14 protein-coding genes and 11 tRNA genes are annotated in these 17,262 nt (G+C 35.7%); 2 read left to right on the top strand and 23 right to left on the bottom strand.

From position 1 onward, the window contains the following. Positions 1 to 7 precede the first annotated feature (7 nt). From ACTYA4_RS19105 to ACTYA4_RS19050, 12 genes are all read right to left on the bottom strand, one after another. Positions 8 to 81: transfer RNA gene (locus tag ACTYA4_RS19105), tRNA-Gly, on the bottom strand. Between the two features lie 55 nt (positions 82 to 136). Next, positions 137 to 213 (bottom strand) — tRNA-Pro (locus ACTYA4_RS19100). Positions 214 to 218: 5 nt separating this feature from the next. Further along, positions 219 to 295, bottom strand: a tRNA-Arg gene (locus ACTYA4_RS19095). 65 nt (positions 296 to 360) lie between these two features. Then, positions 361 to 443 (bottom strand) — tRNA-Leu (locus tag ACTYA4_RS19090). A 50-nt stretch (positions 444 to 493) separates the two neighbouring features. Next, positions 494 to 578, bottom strand: a tRNA-Leu gene (locus ACTYA4_RS19085). Positions 579 to 599: 21 nt separating this feature from the next. Then, a tRNA-Lys gene (locus tag ACTYA4_RS19080) sits at positions 600 to 675 on the bottom strand. 1 nt (position 676) lies between these two features. After that, positions 677 to 751: transfer RNA gene (locus tag ACTYA4_RS19075), tRNA-Gln, on the bottom strand. Between the two features lie 6 nt (positions 752 to 757). Next, positions 758 to 833, bottom strand: a tRNA-Asp gene (locus ACTYA4_RS19070). Between the two features lie 35 nt (positions 834 to 868). Beyond that, a tRNA-Glu gene (locus ACTYA4_RS19065) sits at positions 869 to 940 on the bottom strand. A gap of 16 nt (positions 941 to 956) precedes the next feature. Next, positions 957 to 1,047, bottom strand: a tRNA-Ser gene (locus ACTYA4_RS19060). A 5-nt stretch (positions 1,048 to 1,052) separates the two neighbouring features. Next, positions 1,053 to 1,127, bottom strand: a tRNA-Asn gene (locus ACTYA4_RS19055). Between the two features lie 437 nt (positions 1,128 to 1,564). After that, complete coding sequence (locus ACTYA4_RS19050) at positions 1,565 to 2,038, bottom strand: SprT family protein (RefSeq protein WP_443482971.1); 474 nt, start codon at positions 2,036 to 2,038, stop codon at positions 1,565 to 1,567. A 367-nt stretch (positions 2,039 to 2,405) separates the two neighbouring features. Here ACTYA4_RS19050 and cmpA point away from each other — a divergent pair, with 367 nt between their 5' ends. Beyond that, positions 2,406 to 2,522 carry a cortex morphogenetic protein CmpA gene (gene cmpA / locus ACTYA4_RS19045; protein ID WP_443482972.1) on the top strand — a complete coding sequence of 39 codons (117 nt, stop codon included), beginning with the start codon at positions 2,406 to 2,408 and terminating at the stop codon, positions 2,520 to 2,522. A gap of 178 nt (positions 2,523 to 2,700) precedes the next feature. Here the strand turns inward: cmpA and ACTYA4_RS19040 are convergent, their stop codons facing one another. The 6 genes from ACTYA4_RS19040 to acpS form a co-directional block, all read right to left on the bottom strand. Beyond that, positions 2,701 to 4,884, bottom strand: a complete 2,184-nt coding sequence (locus ACTYA4_RS19040; RefSeq protein WP_443482973.1) for a Tex family protein — start codon at positions 4,882 to 4,884, stop codon at positions 2,701 to 2,703. 243 nt (positions 4,885 to 5,127) lie between these two features. Next, positions 5,128 to 5,478: a type II toxin-antitoxin system endoribonuclease NdoA gene (gene ndoA / locus ACTYA4_RS19035; protein ID WP_019156408.1), complete on the bottom strand. Its 351-nt coding sequence runs from the start codon at positions 5,476 to 5,478 to the stop codon at positions 5,128 to 5,130. 4 nt (positions 5,479 to 5,482) lie between these two features. After that, positions 5,483 to 5,764, bottom strand: a complete 282-nt coding sequence (locus ACTYA4_RS19030; protein WP_443482974.1) for a CopG family ribbon-helix-helix protein — start codon at positions 5,762 to 5,764, stop codon at positions 5,483 to 5,485. A 242-nt stretch (positions 5,765 to 6,006) separates the two neighbouring features. After that, complete coding sequence (gene alr / locus ACTYA4_RS19025) at positions 6,007 to 7,167, bottom strand: alanine racemase (protein ID WP_443482975.1); 1,161 nt, start codon at positions 7,165 to 7,167, stop codon at positions 6,007 to 6,009. A gap of 509 nt (positions 7,168 to 7,676) precedes the next feature. Then, positions 7,677 to 8,687, bottom strand: a complete 1,011-nt coding sequence (locus tag ACTYA4_RS19020; RefSeq protein ID WP_443482976.1) for a LolA family protein — start codon at positions 8,685 to 8,687, stop codon at positions 7,677 to 7,679. A gap of 282 nt (positions 8,688 to 8,969) precedes the next feature. Beyond that, entirely contained in the window at positions 8,970 to 9,320 is a 351-nt protein-coding gene (gene acpS, locus ACTYA4_RS19015) for a holo-ACP synthase (protein WP_443482977.1), read from the bottom strand. Positions 9,321 to 9,425: 105 nt separating this feature from the next. Here acpS and ACTYA4_RS19010 point away from each other — a divergent pair, with 105 nt between their 5' ends. Continuing rightward, the gene (locus tag ACTYA4_RS19010) at positions 9,426 to 10,148 is read left to right on the top strand and encodes a rhomboid family intramembrane serine protease (protein ID WP_443482978.1); all 723 of its coding nucleotides are present in this window, start codon (positions 9,426 to 9,428) and stop codon (positions 10,146 to 10,148) included. 129 nt (positions 10,149 to 10,277) lie between these two features. Here the strand turns inward: ACTYA4_RS19010 and ACTYA4_RS19005 are convergent, their stop codons facing one another. From ACTYA4_RS19005 to ACTYA4_RS18985, 5 genes are all read right to left on the bottom strand, one after another. Next, complete coding sequence (locus ACTYA4_RS19005) at positions 10,278 to 11,720, bottom strand: PH domain-containing protein (protein ID WP_443482979.1); 1,443 nt, start codon at positions 11,718 to 11,720, stop codon at positions 10,278 to 10,280. Further along, complete coding sequence (locus ACTYA4_RS19000) at positions 11,713 to 12,192, bottom strand: PH domain-containing protein (protein ID WP_443482980.1); 480 nt, start codon at positions 12,190 to 12,192, stop codon at positions 11,713 to 11,715. The genes ACTYA4_RS19005 and ACTYA4_RS19000 overlap by 8 nt, the downstream gene beginning before the upstream one ends. 196 nt (positions 12,193 to 12,388) lie before the next feature. Next, on the bottom strand, positions 12,389 to 13,867 hold the full coding sequence (gene cshA / locus ACTYA4_RS18995; RefSeq protein ID WP_443482981.1) for a degradosome RNA helicase CshA: 1,479 nt from the start codon (positions 13,865 to 13,867) through the stop codon (positions 12,389 to 12,391). A gap of 1,028 nt (positions 13,868 to 14,895) precedes the next feature. Beyond that, positions 14,896 to 15,579, bottom strand: coding sequence for an alpha/beta hydrolase (locus ACTYA4_RS18990; RefSeq protein ID WP_443482982.1), 684 nt, complete (start codon positions 15,577 to 15,579; stop codon positions 14,896 to 14,898). A 292-nt stretch (positions 15,580 to 15,871) separates the two neighbouring features. Beyond that, on the bottom strand, positions 15,872 to 17,218 hold the full coding sequence (locus ACTYA4_RS18985) for a protoglobin domain-containing protein (RefSeq protein WP_443482983.1): 1,347 nt from the start codon (positions 17,216 to 17,218) through the stop codon (positions 15,872 to 15,874). Positions 17,219 to 17,262 lie beyond the last annotated feature (44 nt).

Raw genomic sequence — 17,262 nt, 5'->3', positions numbered from 1 at the left:
ATTTTGTTGGAGCGGGTGATGGGAATCGAACCCACGACATCAGCTTGGAAGGCTGAGGTTTTACCATTAAACTACACCCGCGTTATTTATAATTGGCTAAAGATAAACTTCACATCTCTTTACCCTTGATTGAGAATGGTCGGGAAGACAGGATTCGAACCTGCGACCCCTTGGTCCCAAACCAAGTGCTCTACCAAGCTGAGCTACTTCCCGCAATATGGCGCGCCCGAAAGGAGTCGAACCCATAACCTTCTGATCCGTAGTCAGACGCTCTATCCAATTGAGCTACGGGCGCATATTTTTGAAAGCGACTTTTTAATGATACAACTTTTATCTTGGGTTGTCAACACTTTTTTTCGATGCGGCCGAGAGGACTTGAACCTCCACGGGGTTGCCCCCACTAGGCCCTCAACCTAGCGCGTCTGCCATTCCGCCACGACCGCACTACAAGAGATAAACCAAGATGTATCTTCAACTAACGATTTCATTCACTTGGTGCGGGTGAAGGGAGTCGAACCCCCACGCCTTGCGGCGCTAGATCCTAAGTCTAGTGCGTCTGCCAATTCCGCCACACCCGCTTGGTTTTACTATGAAAATAATGGTGAGCCATGGAGGATTCGAACCTCCGACCCTCTGATTAAAAGTCAGATGCTCTACCAACTGAGCTAATGGCTCTTGGCTGGGCTAGCTGGATTCGAACCAACGAGTGACGGAGTCAAAGTCCGTTGCCTTACCGCTTGGCTATAGCCCAATATAATGGCGGTCCCGACGGGAATCGAACCCGCGATCTCCTGCGTGACAGGCAGGCATGTTAACCGCTACACCACGGGACCACAAAAATAATAAATTTTATAAGATGATATAAAAATGACCCGTACGGGATTCGAACCCGTGTTACCGCCGTGAAAGGGCGGTGTCTTAACCGCTTGACCAACGGGCCTCAATTAAATAATTTCTGGCGGAGAAGGAGGGATTTGAACCCTCGCGCCGCTTACGCGACCTACACCCTTAGCAGGGGCGCCTCTTCAGCCTCTTGAGTACTTCCCCAAATATGGCTCCGCAGGTAGGATTCGAACCTACGACCGTTCGGTTAACAGCCGAATGCTCTACCACTGAGCTACTGCGGAATAATATTTTCCACTCTTAAGTTATCATAATGTATTGAACATCTTTCTAACTGTCAATTCAATGCATAAGTTATAATAACTAAAGTTGAATTCTTTGTCGCTCCATCACTAAGTTACAAGAAACATTCAAGCTTGTCTTTCCTGTTTCCTTCATAACTTTTCTAGTGCTTTTGTCGACTCTTCATATTATAAGAACATAGCAATAAAAAGTCAACAACTTTTCAAAAAAAATTTCAAAAGAAATAAAACGACTATACTAACAGCGTAATAAGCTTGGTTAGTTAGGAAGAAATAGCATATATAAATAGAATAACTATCGCTATGTATGCTATATAAATCAAGTTAATAAAATTAATAACATATGACAAAGTTCACCAAAAAACAAATTACATTCTTAAACATCATCCTTATTCATATAAATATAGAGATACACCAACTTAACTCTCTTTCATATCTTTTACCATTAGTTTCCCTCTACATTTACCACATACATATTTTTGCAAATTCATTCTTTTACGTTTTTGGTACAACTGGTGACATGACTTACATTGATAAATAATCACTTTCTTCTTATTTTTTGTTGAATGTACACCTACTGGCAAACTAGAACAATACCTTGGAGCTCCCACTTTTTCTAACAAATTTTTAAAGTCTGCATCTCGATGCTGATATCCCATGTTTTTCAAATGAAGATGATAATGACAAAGTTCATGTTTAATAATGCCGATTAGTTCTTCTAATCCAAATACCTCATAATACTTTCTATTTATTTCTATATTATGACTTTTCAACAAATACCTACCGCCAGTTGTTCGAAGCCTCCCATTAAATAGTGCCCGATGTAAAAACGCTTCACCAAAATACTTAGTAGAAATATCTTCAACCAACATTTGCAATTCCAAATCTGTCATAATACTCCTCCTCAACAAATAAACCATCATCGCATACAATATTATATATTTTTTTCAGTAGCTCTGTTAAATTCCATTGTTGATTTTCAAAAGGTCAAGGAATCGACTCCCTTTTCGAAGACATTCTTTCAAGCCTCCTCGCTCGTACCTCACCGCGGGGTCTTGCTAATCCGTTTTTCCGCAGGAGTCTCGCAGATTCCCTTCCCATAAAAAACGTTATCGTTATACAGAGCCTTTTCAATAAGTATCATTAATGTCCACTATGTTTTATTCACGTACTTATATTTACTACTATTAAAAACAACCTAAAAATTCTCTTCATCTTACAGGTTTCTTTCACTTAACCTTTTCGTAAAGGAGGATACCAATGCCTAGCTGGTTACAGAATCAAATGAAAAGAGCATTTTATGCAAAAGATAGATATCAAATAATAGTACTGAATCAATGCTGGTATTATTACAGAAAAAATACTGTTCCTAAGTAATATCAATACAATCGCCTAATGAACACACAGCAAAAAGGTGCCTTCTTAAGTAGAAATCCAGCTTATTATAGGATCTCTAACTTATAAGACACCTTATTGATACATATTTGGCATGTGTTCAAAAAGCCAACAATAAAATTCGCAGCTTATCATTTGGTGCCTTTTTGAGCATCTTCTTTTAGATTTGCTCTTTAGGTGGAAGCATGCTTAAAGCAACTCTCCCTTTATTCTGATCTACTCCATCAACCCAGACAGTTACAACATCTCCAACACTTACAATATCTAATGGATGTTTTACAAATTTATTACTCAACTTGGATATATGAACTAAACCATCCTGTTTCACTCCAATATCAACAAACGCGCCAAAATCTACAACATTGCGAACTGTTCCTTGCAATTCCATGCCTGCTTTTAAATCTTCCAGTTTAAGAACATCTTTTCTTAATAAAGGAGCAGGAACTTCATCCCGCGGATCTCGGGAAGGACGCACTAAAGCATCTACTATATCCTTTAACGTTAATTCTCCAATTCCTAATTCTGTTGAAAGGCTTGAGATGTCTAAGCTAGATAATGCTTCTTTTAATTCATTTGTTCCAATATCTACTGAAGATAACTTCATTTTTTTAAGAAGACTTTTTACTTCATCATAATGTTCCGGGTGAATTCCTGTTCGGTCTAAAGGTTCCTCTCCATCTATTATTCGCAGAAAGCCTATCGCTTGTTCGTATGTTTTTGCACCTAATCTAGGAATTTTTTTCAGTTGTTTTCTATTATTAAACTTTCCTTCGTCTTCTCTCTTTTTTACAATATTATTTGCAACTGCTTTAGATAAACCAGCTACATACTGTAAAAGAGATGGAGATGCTGTATTCACATTTACGCCAACTTTATTTACCGTAGTTTCTACAACAAAAGTTAACGATTCTGACAGCTTCTTTTGTGACACATCATGCTGGTATTGTCCTACTCCAACTGACTTCGGATCAATTTTTACTAATTCAGCAAGTGGGTCTTGAAGTCTTCTTGCAATCGATACAGCACTTCTTTCTTCTACTTGGAAGTCAGGAAATTCTTCTCTCGCAATGTCTGATGCAGAGTAAACACTTGCACCCGCTTCATTAACAATTAGATAGAAAATTTCTCGGTTTTGCTGTTTTAACATATCGACAACAAATTGCTCTGTTTCCCTGGATGCTGTCCCATTTCCGACCGCAACCATTTCAATTTCGTATTTCTTCAGGAGATTTTGAAATTTCTCTGTCGCTTCTTTAGTTTTAGAAACAGGTGGATGAGGATAAATTACGCCAATTTCTAAAACCTTCCCTGTTTCATCCACTACTGCTAGTTTACAGCCTGTTCGATAGGCAGGATCTACTCCTAATACCATTTTTCCTTTTAAAGGAGGCTGCAATAAAAGATTCCTTAAATTCTCTGAAAAAATATGAATGGCCTGTTCCTCGGCTTTTTCTGTTAATTCACTTCTTATTTCGCGTTCAATGGAAGGTTGAATTAAGCGCTTGTATCCATCTTCTATTGCTTCTTTTATGATTCCATTCGAGGAAGCTCCATCTTTTACTATCCATTTTTTCTCTAAATAGCTTAAAATAGATTCGGACGGTGCTTTAATTCCAACTTTTATAATCTCTTCTTTTTCTCCTCTATTTAACGCTAATGTTCTATGCGGCACTATTCTATTGATTGGTTCTTCATATTCGTAATACATTTCATATATATTTTTTTCATCTTTTTCTGAATCTTTTGCTGCAGTAGAAATAACTCCGGATGAGAAGGTTTTATTCCGTATCCATTTTCTGCTTTCCGCATCATCAGAAACACGTTCAGCAATGATATCCTTGCTGCCATTGATGACATCTTCCACCGATAAAACTTCTTTTTCTTCCGATATGTATTTAAGCGCTTCTTCTTGGAATGAAGCATTGTCGGGATTTGTTAATAACCAGTCAGCAAACGGTTCCAATCCTTTTTCTTTTGCTACGGTTGCTTTTGTCCGTCTCTTTTGTTTATACGGTCGATATAGATCTTCCACTTCCTGAAGCTTACTAGCTTTTACTATATTTTTTTGTAATTCTGCTGTTAATTTCCCTTGCTCTTCAATAATCCGAATAACTTCTTCTTTTCGTTGTTCTAAATTTTGAATATAATGATAGCGGTCCATAATAGCCTTTATTTGCACTTCATCTAAAGCACCTGTTTGTTCCTTACGGTAACGAGCAATAAAGGGCACCGTATTCCCTTCGTCAAGTAACGAAATAACATTTTTCACTTGTTTTTCGGTAATAGCTTGCTCTTTTGCAATTACAGCTAAATAAGTCTGTTTCTTATCCATTAATTTCTCCATAAACTCCTTCACTCTTCCTTTCCAAAGCACCTATGATGCATTAATAATACATTACACCTTAATTTGCAACATTACCAATTATTAACTGAATCAATTAGTTTAAATTATATTTAATCTAATATTATAATGATATTGTATCAAACAACTCTTCTTTATTATAAGCATCAAAAGAAGGACGATCAGAATGAAAGCAAGCAAAAAATAACAAAAAAAGCGCCCTTCCTATAAAGAGCGCACCATTTTTTAAAATTCTATGAGACCTAAACTTATCTGTAAGGCTTCATCCACTTTTTCCATCATTTCATCATCAAGATGAGTGATTTTGTCCGTCAGCCTCTGTTTATCTATCGTGCGAATCTGTTCTAAAAGAATTACTGAATCTCTTTCAAAACCATACCGCTTCGCGTCAATTTCCACATGAGTCGGCAATTTCGCCTTCTGTATTTGAGCCGTAATTGCTGCAATAATGACTGTGGGACTGAACCGATTCCCGATGTCGTTTTGGATAACAAGCACAGGACGGACACCGCCTTGCTCTGAGCCAACAACTGGGGATAGGTCTGCAAAATAAACGTCACCACGTTTAACAATCAAAGGATTACCCTCCGCTTACAAGACGTTCTACTGTATTCTCCGCCTCATATTCTGCCAGAAAGCTTTCTGATGCGATGGATAAATTTAATTTAGCCATTTCCATATAACCTCGTCTCATGGATTCTCTGATATGTCTCTTTTTCCGTTCACGAAGATACATTTTAGTTGCTTGGTAAATGAATTCACTGCGATTAACATTTTCCTGCATTACGAAACCATCCAATTCAGTTAACAAATTCTTTGGTAATCTTATCAAGATTTCTGTCGTTGCGCTGGATTCAGACACAAACATACACCTCCACCATCACTACACACCATAATTAGCTCTACTTTTTCAATCATACCATTAATAACACAATCTGCAAAGTACATTCAGCAATTCTAATGTATTATCCACCAAAAAATGTATCTTTTATGCATAAATACGTGAAAATTTCTTAAATATACTCTATTTTTGTAAAAATACTTTATTTTTTAGGCTGTTTTACTTTTGACCATTTCCTCTTAGGATATTAATCAATATAGAAATTATTGTATTAATGGATTCACAACATCCACAATTTTTCCATCTTTTTTGTATACACGCGGCACTCTATTAGAGATCGTACATGTAACTTCATAATTAATCGTCTGCAGTTTAGCAGCAATGTCATTCACCGAAATAGCAGCAATGTTTTGCTTTCCAATCAATGTAACTTTCGTGCCAGGTTCCATATAAAAAGGTAGTTTAATCATACATTGATCCATACAAACCCTTCCTATTATCGGTGCTCTTCTGCCATTCACCAACACTTCTTGCCCACTAAGTTTCCTTAACCACCCATCTGCATATCCGATGGGAAGCGTCGCTACCCACTCTTCTTCTGCAGCTTCATAAGTTGCTCCATAACTCACCTTATCGCCTTTTTGCAGTTTTTTCACCTGCACAATTCGTGTATGAAGAGAAAAAGCTTCTTTTAAAGGATACGGTAATTTTTTTTCGATTGCTATAGAAGGAGTTAAACCATACATTGAAATCCCCATTCTCACTGCATTAAATTGCATATCTGGATATAACAAACTTGCTGCACTATTGCTACAGTGTACGATAGCAGGTGGATTGGAAAAATAAGAAAGCATGAACTGAAATCGTTTCAACTGTTGTTCTAAATAAGTAGAATTTAATTCATCCGCTGTTGCAAAATGTGTAAAAACTCCTTCAATCTTTATATTCTTATGGGGGGTTATTAGTCTTTCTACTTCTTTTATCTCTTCTTTATCCCTTAAACCAATTCTGCCCATTCCTGTATCAATCTTAATATGTATTTTCAAAGTATTTGCAGGTTCTAAAATTTCTACTGCCTTCTTAAGCCATTCTACTTCAAACATAGTCATGGTTATATCATATTTTACTGCAATGTTAATATCCTTATAACGAATCGCACCCAAAACTAATATTGGCGCCGTTATGCCCTTTTGTCTTAAATGAATGGCTTCATCTAAAAATGCAACTGCTAAATAGTCCGAACCAGAAAGCAATGCAGTTCGGGCAATTTGCAGCGCCCCGTGTCCATAACCATTTGCTTTTACAACCGCAAATAATTTACTGCCATGATTTAATCTTTTTTTTAATTCACTAACATTGTACGCAATACAATCTAAGTCAACCTCTACCCAAGTATCTCTGTGCAGCCTTTCATTCTCTAACATTATGGAACACTTCCTTTTTCCAGCAACTATTTCATCATATAATTAAATTATTCTACTCTATGTATGGCTTGTCAATATAAGAAAAGCGGAAGCGCCTTGCTCAGCACCGAAGAAAAATTTCTCTTGACTTAAAAAGTATTTTTTACTTTGGCTGTTTTCGTATAGATTGTTGCTTTTAAACTCGCAGCCTGAATACACTTCGTCCGTTTAGCGAGCGTCGAGCCTCCTCGTCGCATACGCTCCTGTGGGGTCTCGTCTTTCTCGCATTCCCACAGGAGTCTACGTGTATTCAGTCTGCTAAGTACTTCTTCTCCCATTTTTTCACGTGAAAAATAACAAACTTTGAGAAAACAGCCTTTACTTTTAGAGTTAAGAGGTTATCTTTCACAGGGGCTAGGCGCTGAAGCTGGATGCGGACACAACCGCCAAGTTATCCACAATCCCATTTCGTTTATAATTTCCTATACGAAAAAAAACAGCTTCTTAATGGAAGCCGTCTTTACTTGAAGTTATTTAATTGCTTCTCCTTGAACGGAACGGGCAATGCTTACCATTTCATCTTCTGTTAATGCAGTTGAAGCAATAATATAATCTACTCCTCCAAACGTCCATGAAACTTTATTGGCTGTAACTGCACCTATTGTGAAACCAAGGTCGACTGGATTACCAGTAACAACAATCGGTCCGGCAGTTGCTGGTGCAATTTCTGCTTTTTCCTCAATAATCGTGAATGATTTTTTTCCGTCATACGTTAATACAACACGACTTCCATTCTCTGTTGCTACTTTTTTCTCTTCCACCAAGCTTACACCTTCTAATTGCTCTTCAGGGTATTTAACAGAAAACGTTTTGTCTTCCACTTCCCCCATTACCGGAACAGCTAACTTAGCAGCCGTCATGCTTTTTTGCAAGTCAAAATCCTTCTTATCAAAATTCACATCAAATTTCACATTAGAAAATTTTACGGTAACAAGTGCATTTCCTTCTGTATCTTTTACTTTTACACTAACTGGGGAAAGGTCTTTTTTATTCAGTGTGATCTCTTGTGTTGGCAACATTTTATTATTTTGATAGCGTGTTTTTGTATCAAACACATAATACTTATCTGTTGCCTTAAATGACGACTCTTTATCTTCTTGTATATCTTTTACCAATGACTCATATAAATACGCTTGACTGCTGTTTTCTGGCCATTCACTCTGAAATTTAAAACTTTTGTTTAATGCAGGTGTTAATACATAGACCCCTTCATCATTTTTTAAAATCATTTGACTTTGATCTTTTTTGGCATTTTTCAGATTAACACGATAATAAGAAGGATCTTTATGCCAAATTTGCACTTCATATGTTTGCGGTTCTGTTCCCATTTTTAAGGTCATTTTTGCATCTGCTTTATAACCTTTTGTGGCAACTTTTTCGTTCAACTCTTTCATAACCGCATCCTTTGATTTGGCACCACAGGCAGTTAACAAAAGCATGACCATCAGTCCTACGAAAAGCAACCATAACTTCTTGTTCATTTTTTCAACTCCCTTATTCTCATTTCACGTCGAAGAAGAAATAAGAAAAGCGGAAGCGCCTTGATCAGCCCTGAAGAAAAATGTTCATTTGACTCAAAAAGTGCTTTTTACTTTTAGAGGCAAAGGGTTATTTTTCACAAGGGCTAGGCGCTGGAGCTAGACAAAGAAAAGCGGAAGCGCCTTTATCAAGATTAACAACTCCTATCTTTTCTTATTTCTCCTATTGCTCTATGAATATATGAGACAACCTAAGGAAATATAACCAAGCTTATTTTTTCACGTTCATTTTTCAATAATAACCTGCGCAAAGGCATACTCTTTACTATGAGTAATAGATAAATGAACACCTTGTTGAAATGGTTTTGCAATAAAAGGTTTTCCCAAACTATCTTTATCCACCTCAATATCCTGAAAACTCAATTTTTTACCAATACCAGTTCCCATTGCTTTGCTAAACGCCTCTTTCGCCGCAAACCGCCCAGCTAAATATTCTATTTGTCTAGTCTTCTGGTAGCTTTTATATATTGTTTGTTCTTTTTCTGTTAAAATACGCTGAACAAACTGTGGTTTTCTATTTATTATTTCTTGCACTCTGCTTAACTCAATTATATCAATTCCAATTCCTTTAATCATGCGGCACATCCTTCTATTTTCATCAATCAGAGCATAAATTTATTGTATCTTTTCCTTTATATTGGCTATTATGTAGGAAGGAGAGAACGAGGAGGTTTTATACAATTGTTTACAAGAAGAGAAAGTTTTAAAGAATATATAACATACTATCCAGTTGTTTCAACCATTTTATTTATTCATCTTCTATTATATATTTTAACTATTTTCCCTCTATTTCCAAACCAATATATTTTAGAAAAAACAATTGGCGTTAATTTATATATTGTTAATGGGGAATGGTGGCGTTTGATTACCCCTATTTTTATTCATGGCGGCTTCTCTCATTTTTTATTTAACAGTTTTAGTATCTTTTTATTTGGACCCGCTTTAGAAAAAATTCTCGGAAAAATTTCTTTTTTGTTTCTTTATCTTGCAACAGGGATCATTGCAAATATTGTTACACTTTTCATTGAACCTTTAACCTATACTCATCTCGGATCAAGCGGTGCCATTTTTGGATTATTTGGCTATTATATTGCTTTAATTGTTTTTCGGAAAGATATTATATCAAGGAATAATTCCCAAACTATCGCAACCATTGCTGTCCTTAGTTTAATTATGACATTTCTTCAGCCAAATATTAATATTACAGCGCATCTCGCCGGATTTTTATGCGGTTTACTTATAGGGAGCATTTTCCAATCTAAAGGAAAAAACATAGTGAACGCCTATAAAGAGGAATTTTCTAATATAAAGACACATGTCTCCTCTCGAAAAAAAACGCCAACTAAAAATGTAGTGATTTGGGCTATTCTTATTATTCTTGCCTTATTAGGATTGTTTAAATAAACTTGTTTCAGGCCGTCGACAAACGCTCGCTTTCTTCGTTGTTCGTCTCGAAAGACAAACGTTTTCGATCAGCCTGAAGTTCCTGCAAAAATGGGTCTCTGAAACTTATATCAGCAAGCCGAAACAAGTTCACTCTTTTTTGGAATAAGAATACCAGCTGTAAACCTTTTTAACATCCTCGATTGGCAAGTCAGAAACTGTACCACCAGACCCGCCGACTCCGGAAGCTGCTATTGCATGTAAAGAAGCTAAATCCACTCTTTTCTGCAAAAAACCTTCCTTATAACCAAGTGTTTGAATCCGATTTTTTCTCATAATTAAGGTTATTTTCCCTAAGTGCCGAAAAGAAATCGTTAACTGCTTCTGAGCTAAATGCCATCCTGCTGCACGATAGTTAAGATAACCCCAAAATGGTAATATCACCAGTAAAATAATAGATAACCAACCCCATACAGGGAAAAAGAACAAAGAAGCAGCAATTACAGGCAGTGCAATCCAACTATTTCGAAATATATATCTCCATGCAGCAAACTTTGGGGGCGTATGCAAAGCATCTGTTATATGATAATCGGGCAAAATCACACCCAATATCTTTTTCATTTTCTCTTTTTTAATAATAGGCAATACTGCCACACTCGATGCTTCATTATCTGATAAAGATCCTCCAGCACTTTCCAAATGGACGGTCGCCAGACGAAATGGCTGCCTGATTACATTTTCCGTTATTTTTACTGCTTGTATACGATGGAGAGGAATCGTTATTTGTTTCTTTTCTAACAACCCTCTCGTTATGACCAAATCATCCCCTACTTTTGAAACTGTAAAATTCGCGTATTTCAGCATCGTCATCATTAACGAAATAATCCATAATACTAAAAACACTAAAAAGACCAAAAATGTGATAATGGCAACACTGTTTGCTACAATATGCTGAAATTCCTGAAATAGTTTTTTGTATGGAATAAAGTCGTCAAATTGTGAAACAGTTGCGATAATTGCTGAAAAAACAACACCAACTCCACCAGATGTCGTCGCTAATAAAAGGAGCTCTTTTTTATTCATTTTATATAGTTCTTGCCTTGTTTCTTCTTGCTGCAGCTCTCCCGATAATTCGCGGTTCACTGACCTATTTTTATCTTTATTTATATACTCTCGCAATTGCTCTGCATTTTCCTTTGATATGGCAGTTAAAATCGCTTCCGCTTCGTTAGCTCCTCCAGCGGTTTCAATTTTTACTTTTACTAATCGAAACGGTCTGTGTAAAATTCCTTCTGTAAAATCAATGCTTTGAATTCTTTCGAACGGAATATAACGTTTCTTTTTTACAAAAATGCCGTGTTCAATTCTCAGTTCTTTTGATTGTAAATGATAGGTAAAGAAAAACCATGAAAGAATGCCGCTAATAATCGTGATTATCCCAAAACAAATGATGCCGATATTATAATAAGAATCCCATTTTGAAGCACTGCCGCCTACTATAATAACAGCAAGAAATGGAAAAATTATATCTTTAAGCTGTTTCAAAATATTAAAGACAATCGTGACGGGATGAAGTTTTTTCGGTTCAAACATCCTCTTCCGCCACCCTTGCTTTTTTTGAAATATAGTTCCTTAACTCCTCGGCTACATCCGTCCCCAAAACAGGAATTTCATGTACTGTGGCAGCAGTAGAAATAGATACAACAGCAAGATCATATTTTCGAAGCACTGGTCCTTGTTTTGTATCAACATGCTGAACACGAACCATTGGTACTAGCGTTCTTTTCACTACAAAAACCCCGTGCTGTATTTCTATTTCATCTTCCCTTACTTCATAGCGCCATCTTTTCCACTTTAATGTTGGCAATAATCCAACAAAAAAATAAAACCAAATAATAAAAAATACTACACTAAAAATAGAAAATAATATGTACCAGTCAAACAGAATCGTAAATGTAATAACCGCTGCACTTATAATCAATGGAAATAAGCTTGAAAGCATCCCTGATATTCTCCATACATTTATACCTTTTTCTGATAAGCGATGTTCAGGCTGGTTAAACATAAATGGAATCCCCCCCTTTTTTTCTCGTTCATTTTGATTAACACCCTTTATTATTTACGTGACTATCCCTAGATAGTTTCAAAAAAAGAAAATTAAGCACTTGCAAACTCCAACATTATAAAGGTGGTGCGAGGAAAGCCCTTTTAACACAGCAAAAAGCCCTTGTGAAGTTAGTTGCTTCACATGGGCTTGGCTTTTAGCGGTAAGAATTAGATTTTGAATTAGAATAATTTTTATTATTTGTTTGACCTGTTCGTTTGTTGCTGTAGCCTTGACGTTGACGAGAATTGTAATTTTTTCTTCCTCTGTCTTTATAACCGTTGTTTTTGTCATAAGGCTTGCGGTCACGCTTCATTGGCAATGGTTTTTCTTCTGTTAACTTAACTGGAGTTGTATCCGGTTCTTTTGTTAACATTTTAAGAACAGCTGCAACAATGGTTCTTGCATCCTTTTGTTCTAATAACTGATCCGCACTTTCTTTGTATGAATCTAAGTTATTTTCATCCACTGTTTGCATAATTTTTTCCATCACCGCTTTTTGTTGACCTTCTAACGCTTGATCAACTGTTGGAGGAATCATTTTCTCCATTTTTCTTTTTGTTGTATTTTCTACAACTTGAAGATATGATCTCTCTCGATACGTAATAAATGTAATCGCTACTCCTTCTTTACCAGCTCTTCCTGTTCTTCCAATGCGGTGAACGTAGCTTTCTGGATCTTGAGGAATATCAAAGTTATAAACATGTGTTACTCCTGAGATATCTAACCCACGAGCAGCTACATCTGTAGCAACTAATACATCAATTGTTCCTTCTTTAAACTTTCTAAGTACAGACATGCGTTTAGCTTGGCTTAAATCCCCGTGAATTCCTTCTGCTGTATATCCACGTAAATTTAACGCTTCTGAAAGTTCGTCAACACGACGTTTCGTACGGCCGAAAATAATTGCTAATTCAGGAGCCTGTATATCTAAAAGTCTTGTCAAAATATCAAATTTAGTTTTTTCTTGTGTTTCTATATAATATTGATCAATTAATGAAACAGTCATCTCTTTTGCTTTCACTTTGACAACTTGCGGCTCTTTCATAAAGCGCTCAGCCATTCTTCTAATAGGAGCTGGCATAGTAGCAGAGAATAATAGGGTTTGTCTTTCTGTTGGTATTTTCGAAAGAATTGACTCTATATCATCGATAAAACCCATGTTTAACATTTCATCCGCTTCATCTAAAATAACTGTTTGCACTTGATCTAAACGCAGTGTTTTTCTGTTAATATGATCTAAAATACGCCCTGGTGTCCCTACAATAATATGTGGATTTTTCTTTAATGCACGAATTTGACGATTAATATCTTGACCACCGAAAATAGAAAGCACTCTTGTTCGTTTTCCATAACCAATTTTGTATAATTCTTCTGAAACTTGAATAGCAAGCTCACGCGTCGGAGCAATAATAATACCTTGTATCACTTCATTTGCCACATCAATTTTATCTACTAAAGGCACGCCAAACGCAGCTGTTTTTCCAGTACCTGTTTGTGCTTGACCAATTAAATCTTTATTTTGAAGACTTAAAGGAATCGTTTCCGCTTGAATAGGTGTTGCTTCTTCAAACCCCATTCTTTTTAATGATTTCATCGTGGCAGTACTAATACCTAGATCTTGAAACTTTACCAATATATCCAATCTCCTTCTAGTCATTAAAAATATTCACATGATGGGTATGCCATCTTACTAATATGTATCCCTTTTCCTATCAACGAAACATATTAAAATGGATGTTGTTTATTATCCACATTCCACTATTCCCCGAATAATTAACTAAAAAACTAAACAAGTTTACATATAAGAGGTTGTTCAAAAAGTTCAAGAACACAAGCTTGTGAATCTCTTCGTTACGTCGTCCCAGTTCTCCCGTAGCAAAACTACCCTACGTTCCAGGCTTCGTGACTTCCGCACTTAGACTTCTCCGCTCAAATCGTCCTCTTTTTTGAACACACACTATAAGAAATGAAAAGTTTTGATAGATTTAATCAATCCATCATTTACTTTAACTGGAGAACTTGAGGCAATATGCTTATTTGTCAAATATAAATAGCATGAGATACCGTAAAATTGAATTCTGCTATGAGGAAATATTTCAAATGACTTCCATATTTTTTTACATTTACAGCTACTGTTTTTACAGTTAGCCAAAGACAAAGAAATTTCTTGTTTGTAACTGCTATTGCGAAATTTCTCTCTATTTGACAACTTTCTTTATACACAACTGTATAGCATGAGGGGCAGCAGCAACCAAAAACCGACCACTTTCGCTTTAAATTTGTTCATTTGACGAAAGAAAATCTCTATTATCAATATACTTTTACACAGCTAATACATGCTATTTTTCCCTATACACTTTAAAAATAATCTTATCACTTACATATTAGCTTTGCAATTATATGGCCTTTTTAAAAATAGGCACTTTTTCAGAAGCTAGGCTGCTTGTTTCTTTCCTATACATTATGGAACAAGGGAACTTAATGTTTTGGATAGGGGTTTTTCAGGCTGTCGACAATCGTTTGCTTTCTTCAGATGCATATTACCTCAACACGTTAACTCTGCTCTTCACAAGACTACATAATTGGAAAGACAAACTTTTTCGATCACCCTGAAAATTCGCAGATAAATTATGGTACATTTTCTAATTTTGAAGAAATACATTATTTTAAAAAGGAAAGAATTTCTGTAAATAGTTTTTCTTTTTCATTGCAATGGCAAATTAAATGATCCGATTCCTTTATATACAATAGTCTTTTTTCTTTTGCACGGATAGTATTATATAAATATTTTGCGCTTTTTATAGGTACTAGTCCATCATTTTCTCCTTGTGCGATAAATGTTGGCACATGTACCTTGCTCAAAAACGGACGAATATAATGCACTAACTTTCGAAATTGAACAGTCGCTGTTATAGGAGTAGACTTCATTTTTCTTCTATATCGACTAAATAGTTCGTTGTTTTTTAAATTACCTTTCCAAAAGTCATTTGCCATATATTTAATCTCGCCCCACATTTTAGATGGATTACCAAAATAAGCAGAAGCGCTCAATAGTATTAATTTTTTTACAGGATAATGAATAGCTAAGTAACTAGCTATTAACCCGCCCATGGAAAATCCAATTACATACACGGTTTTCTCTCTTTGCAGAAGTCTTTTCAGCTCATATTCGGCATGTTCAATCCATTCATTAAAATGAATGCCTTGTAATTGAAGGTTTTCCCCGTGTCCTGGCAGTGTTGGAATCACACATTCCCAATTTGTATGCTGTTCAAGAAAATTTGCCAATGGTTCTACTTCCCTGGGTGATCCAGTAAAACCATGGATACATAAACAAGCAACCATCAGACATACCACCTTTCCTTCCCAACATATATATTAAATAGTATATGAGTATTTTCAATGAACCAAGCATAAATTCAACCGAAATCCCATCTTCACATAAATGCTTATTCAAAAAGGGCCTTCCACAGGATGTGGTGACTTCAACGTTGCTCACAGGACGTGAGCGTTTTTAGTTGAAGATCCTCTAGTTAACGGAGAAGTAATCAAACGAAGAAATTGACCGCTTAACATTTAATGGATTTTCGAACATCCTAAATTATATTTTATACTATTAGTGTAAATATATCCATTATTATAACTTATCATCTACCAACTTAAGGGAAAGCTGATGATTCACTTCATTTAACTGCTCTGCCATTTGTGCTACTTGATAGGATGCTCCTGTTATTTCTTCAAATGTTCGTTGAAATTCATCCATAATTGTGTTGAAATTATTAATTCTCTCGGAATTGTTTTTTACGCTTCCGACTGTGTTATTTAGTATAGAAATAATTTTCTCATTAACAGATCTTAATAAGCTGGCATCTTGAGCTATCCGTTGATAACTGGATTCAAATTTGTCTACCGTATTTTGAACAGTGCTGATTTGCCCATGAATATTGTCTAATGATGCTTGGGTTTGTGTAGCAAGTTTTCTTACTTCTTGAGCAACTACTGAAAATCCTCTGCCATGAACACCAGCTCTTTCCGCTTCGATCGCCGCATTTAATGATAAAATATTCGTTTGATTTGAGATACCTCTGATTGTTTGCACAATCACTCCTATTTCATTTGAACTAGCGGTTAAAAGTTTGGTTAGGTGCTGGGTCTCTTCTATTAAAGTAACAACTGCATCTACTTGTTTTAAGGAAGATGTTACCTCTTGTTTTCCAAGTTCTACTGTCCGAAGTGTATCTGTGGATATAGTACTAATGCCATTTACTTCGGATAACATTTGATTTAACAATTTCTCTTTATCAAAAATAGCAGATGTAGTTTCTTCTGCTCCCGCTGCCAATGTCGCTGCGGAATCATCCAACTGCTGCTGCAATATTTGAATTTCACTTAATTTCATCATAGATGCTGTATATGCTTCTATATAAGTAGAGATCCCAATCTGCATATCAAAGGAACATAATTTTTGAAAAGAAAAATATAATTGTTTTATTTTGTTTATTGGTAAATTTTCATCTAATAAAATGGTAAAAAGTTCATTCTGTATTAATGTATATGCACCAATATACCATTCCGGAAATAGTTTAATTTTATTATGAACCTTTCCAATTCTAATACGATTTTCTATATAATTCTCATCCACTTTACCCGATACCATCTCTAATAAATATTGAGTTAGTGTTTTTTTTAAGCGGTCAATGGTCGAGTGTTCATTGATTATGTTCATTAAATGAGGAATTCCCTGTAACTTTCCATAAAATGCATTTACAATTTTATCAGCATTGTTCACCATAATTGGTTGAAGTTCAAGTAAATGCTCCATATCTTGCTCTGTTAACCCTACAAACTTTGTTTGAAAAGATAAATCTCCATTATTAAAAGTGATTGCTGGTTCTTTATTACTCTTTGAGCTAAAATGTGATGGATAACTAGATTTCTCTTCCCCTTTTTTACGATGCAAAAAACCAAATGGACATCTCGCCATGTTTAGCCCCCTATCAAATATGAATTTATACCTATAATTTCTAG

Source organism: Niallia yueguangensis, assembly GCF_052663115.1.
The sequence above is the reverse complement of the archived record's forward strand: the minus strand, read 5'-3'. Positions and strand labels throughout refer to the sequence as shown.

What these genes read in the sequence shown, in the direction of transcription:
- ACTYA4_RS19020 (WP_443482976.1), bottom strand. Translation starts at nt 8,687, where the DNA reads ATGAACAAGAAGTTATGGTTGCTTTTCGTAGGACTGATGGTCATGCTT.
- ACTYA4_RS19050 (WP_443482971.1), bottom strand. Translation starts at nt 2,038, where the DNA reads ATGACAGATTTGGAATTGCAAATGTTGGTTGAAGATATTTCTACTAAG.
- ACTYA4_RS19040 (WP_443482973.1), bottom strand. Translation starts at nt 4,884, where the DNA reads ATGGAGAAATTAATGGATAAGAAACAGACTTATTTAGCTGTAATTGCA.
- cmpA (WP_443482972.1), top strand. Translation starts at nt 2,406, where the DNA reads ATGCCTAGCTGGTTACAGAATCAAATGAAAAGAGCATTTTATGCAAAA.
- ACTYA4_RS19005 (WP_443482979.1), bottom strand. Translation starts at nt 11,720, where the DNA reads ATGTTTGAACCGAAAAAACTTCATCCCGTCACGATTGTCTTTAATATT.
- ACTYA4_RS18985 (WP_443482983.1), bottom strand. Translation starts at nt 17,218, where the DNA reads ATGGCGAGATGTCCATTTGGTTTTTTGCATCGTAAAAAAGGGGAAGAG.
- acpS (WP_443482977.1), bottom strand. Translation starts at nt 9,320, where the DNA reads ATGATTAAAGGAATTGGAATTGATATAATTGAGTTAAGCAGAGTGCAA.
- alr (WP_443482975.1), bottom strand. Translation starts at nt 7,167, where the DNA reads ATGTTAGAGAATGAAAGGCTGCACAGAGATACTTGGGTAGAGGTTGAC.
- ACTYA4_RS19000 (WP_443482980.1), bottom strand. Translation starts at nt 12,192, where the DNA reads ATGTTTAACCAGCCTGAACATCGCTTATCAGAAAAAGGTATAAATGTA.
- ACTYA4_RS18990 (WP_443482982.1), bottom strand. Translation starts at nt 15,579, where the DNA reads ATGGTTGCTTGTTTATGTATCCATGGTTTTACTGGATCACCCAGGGAA.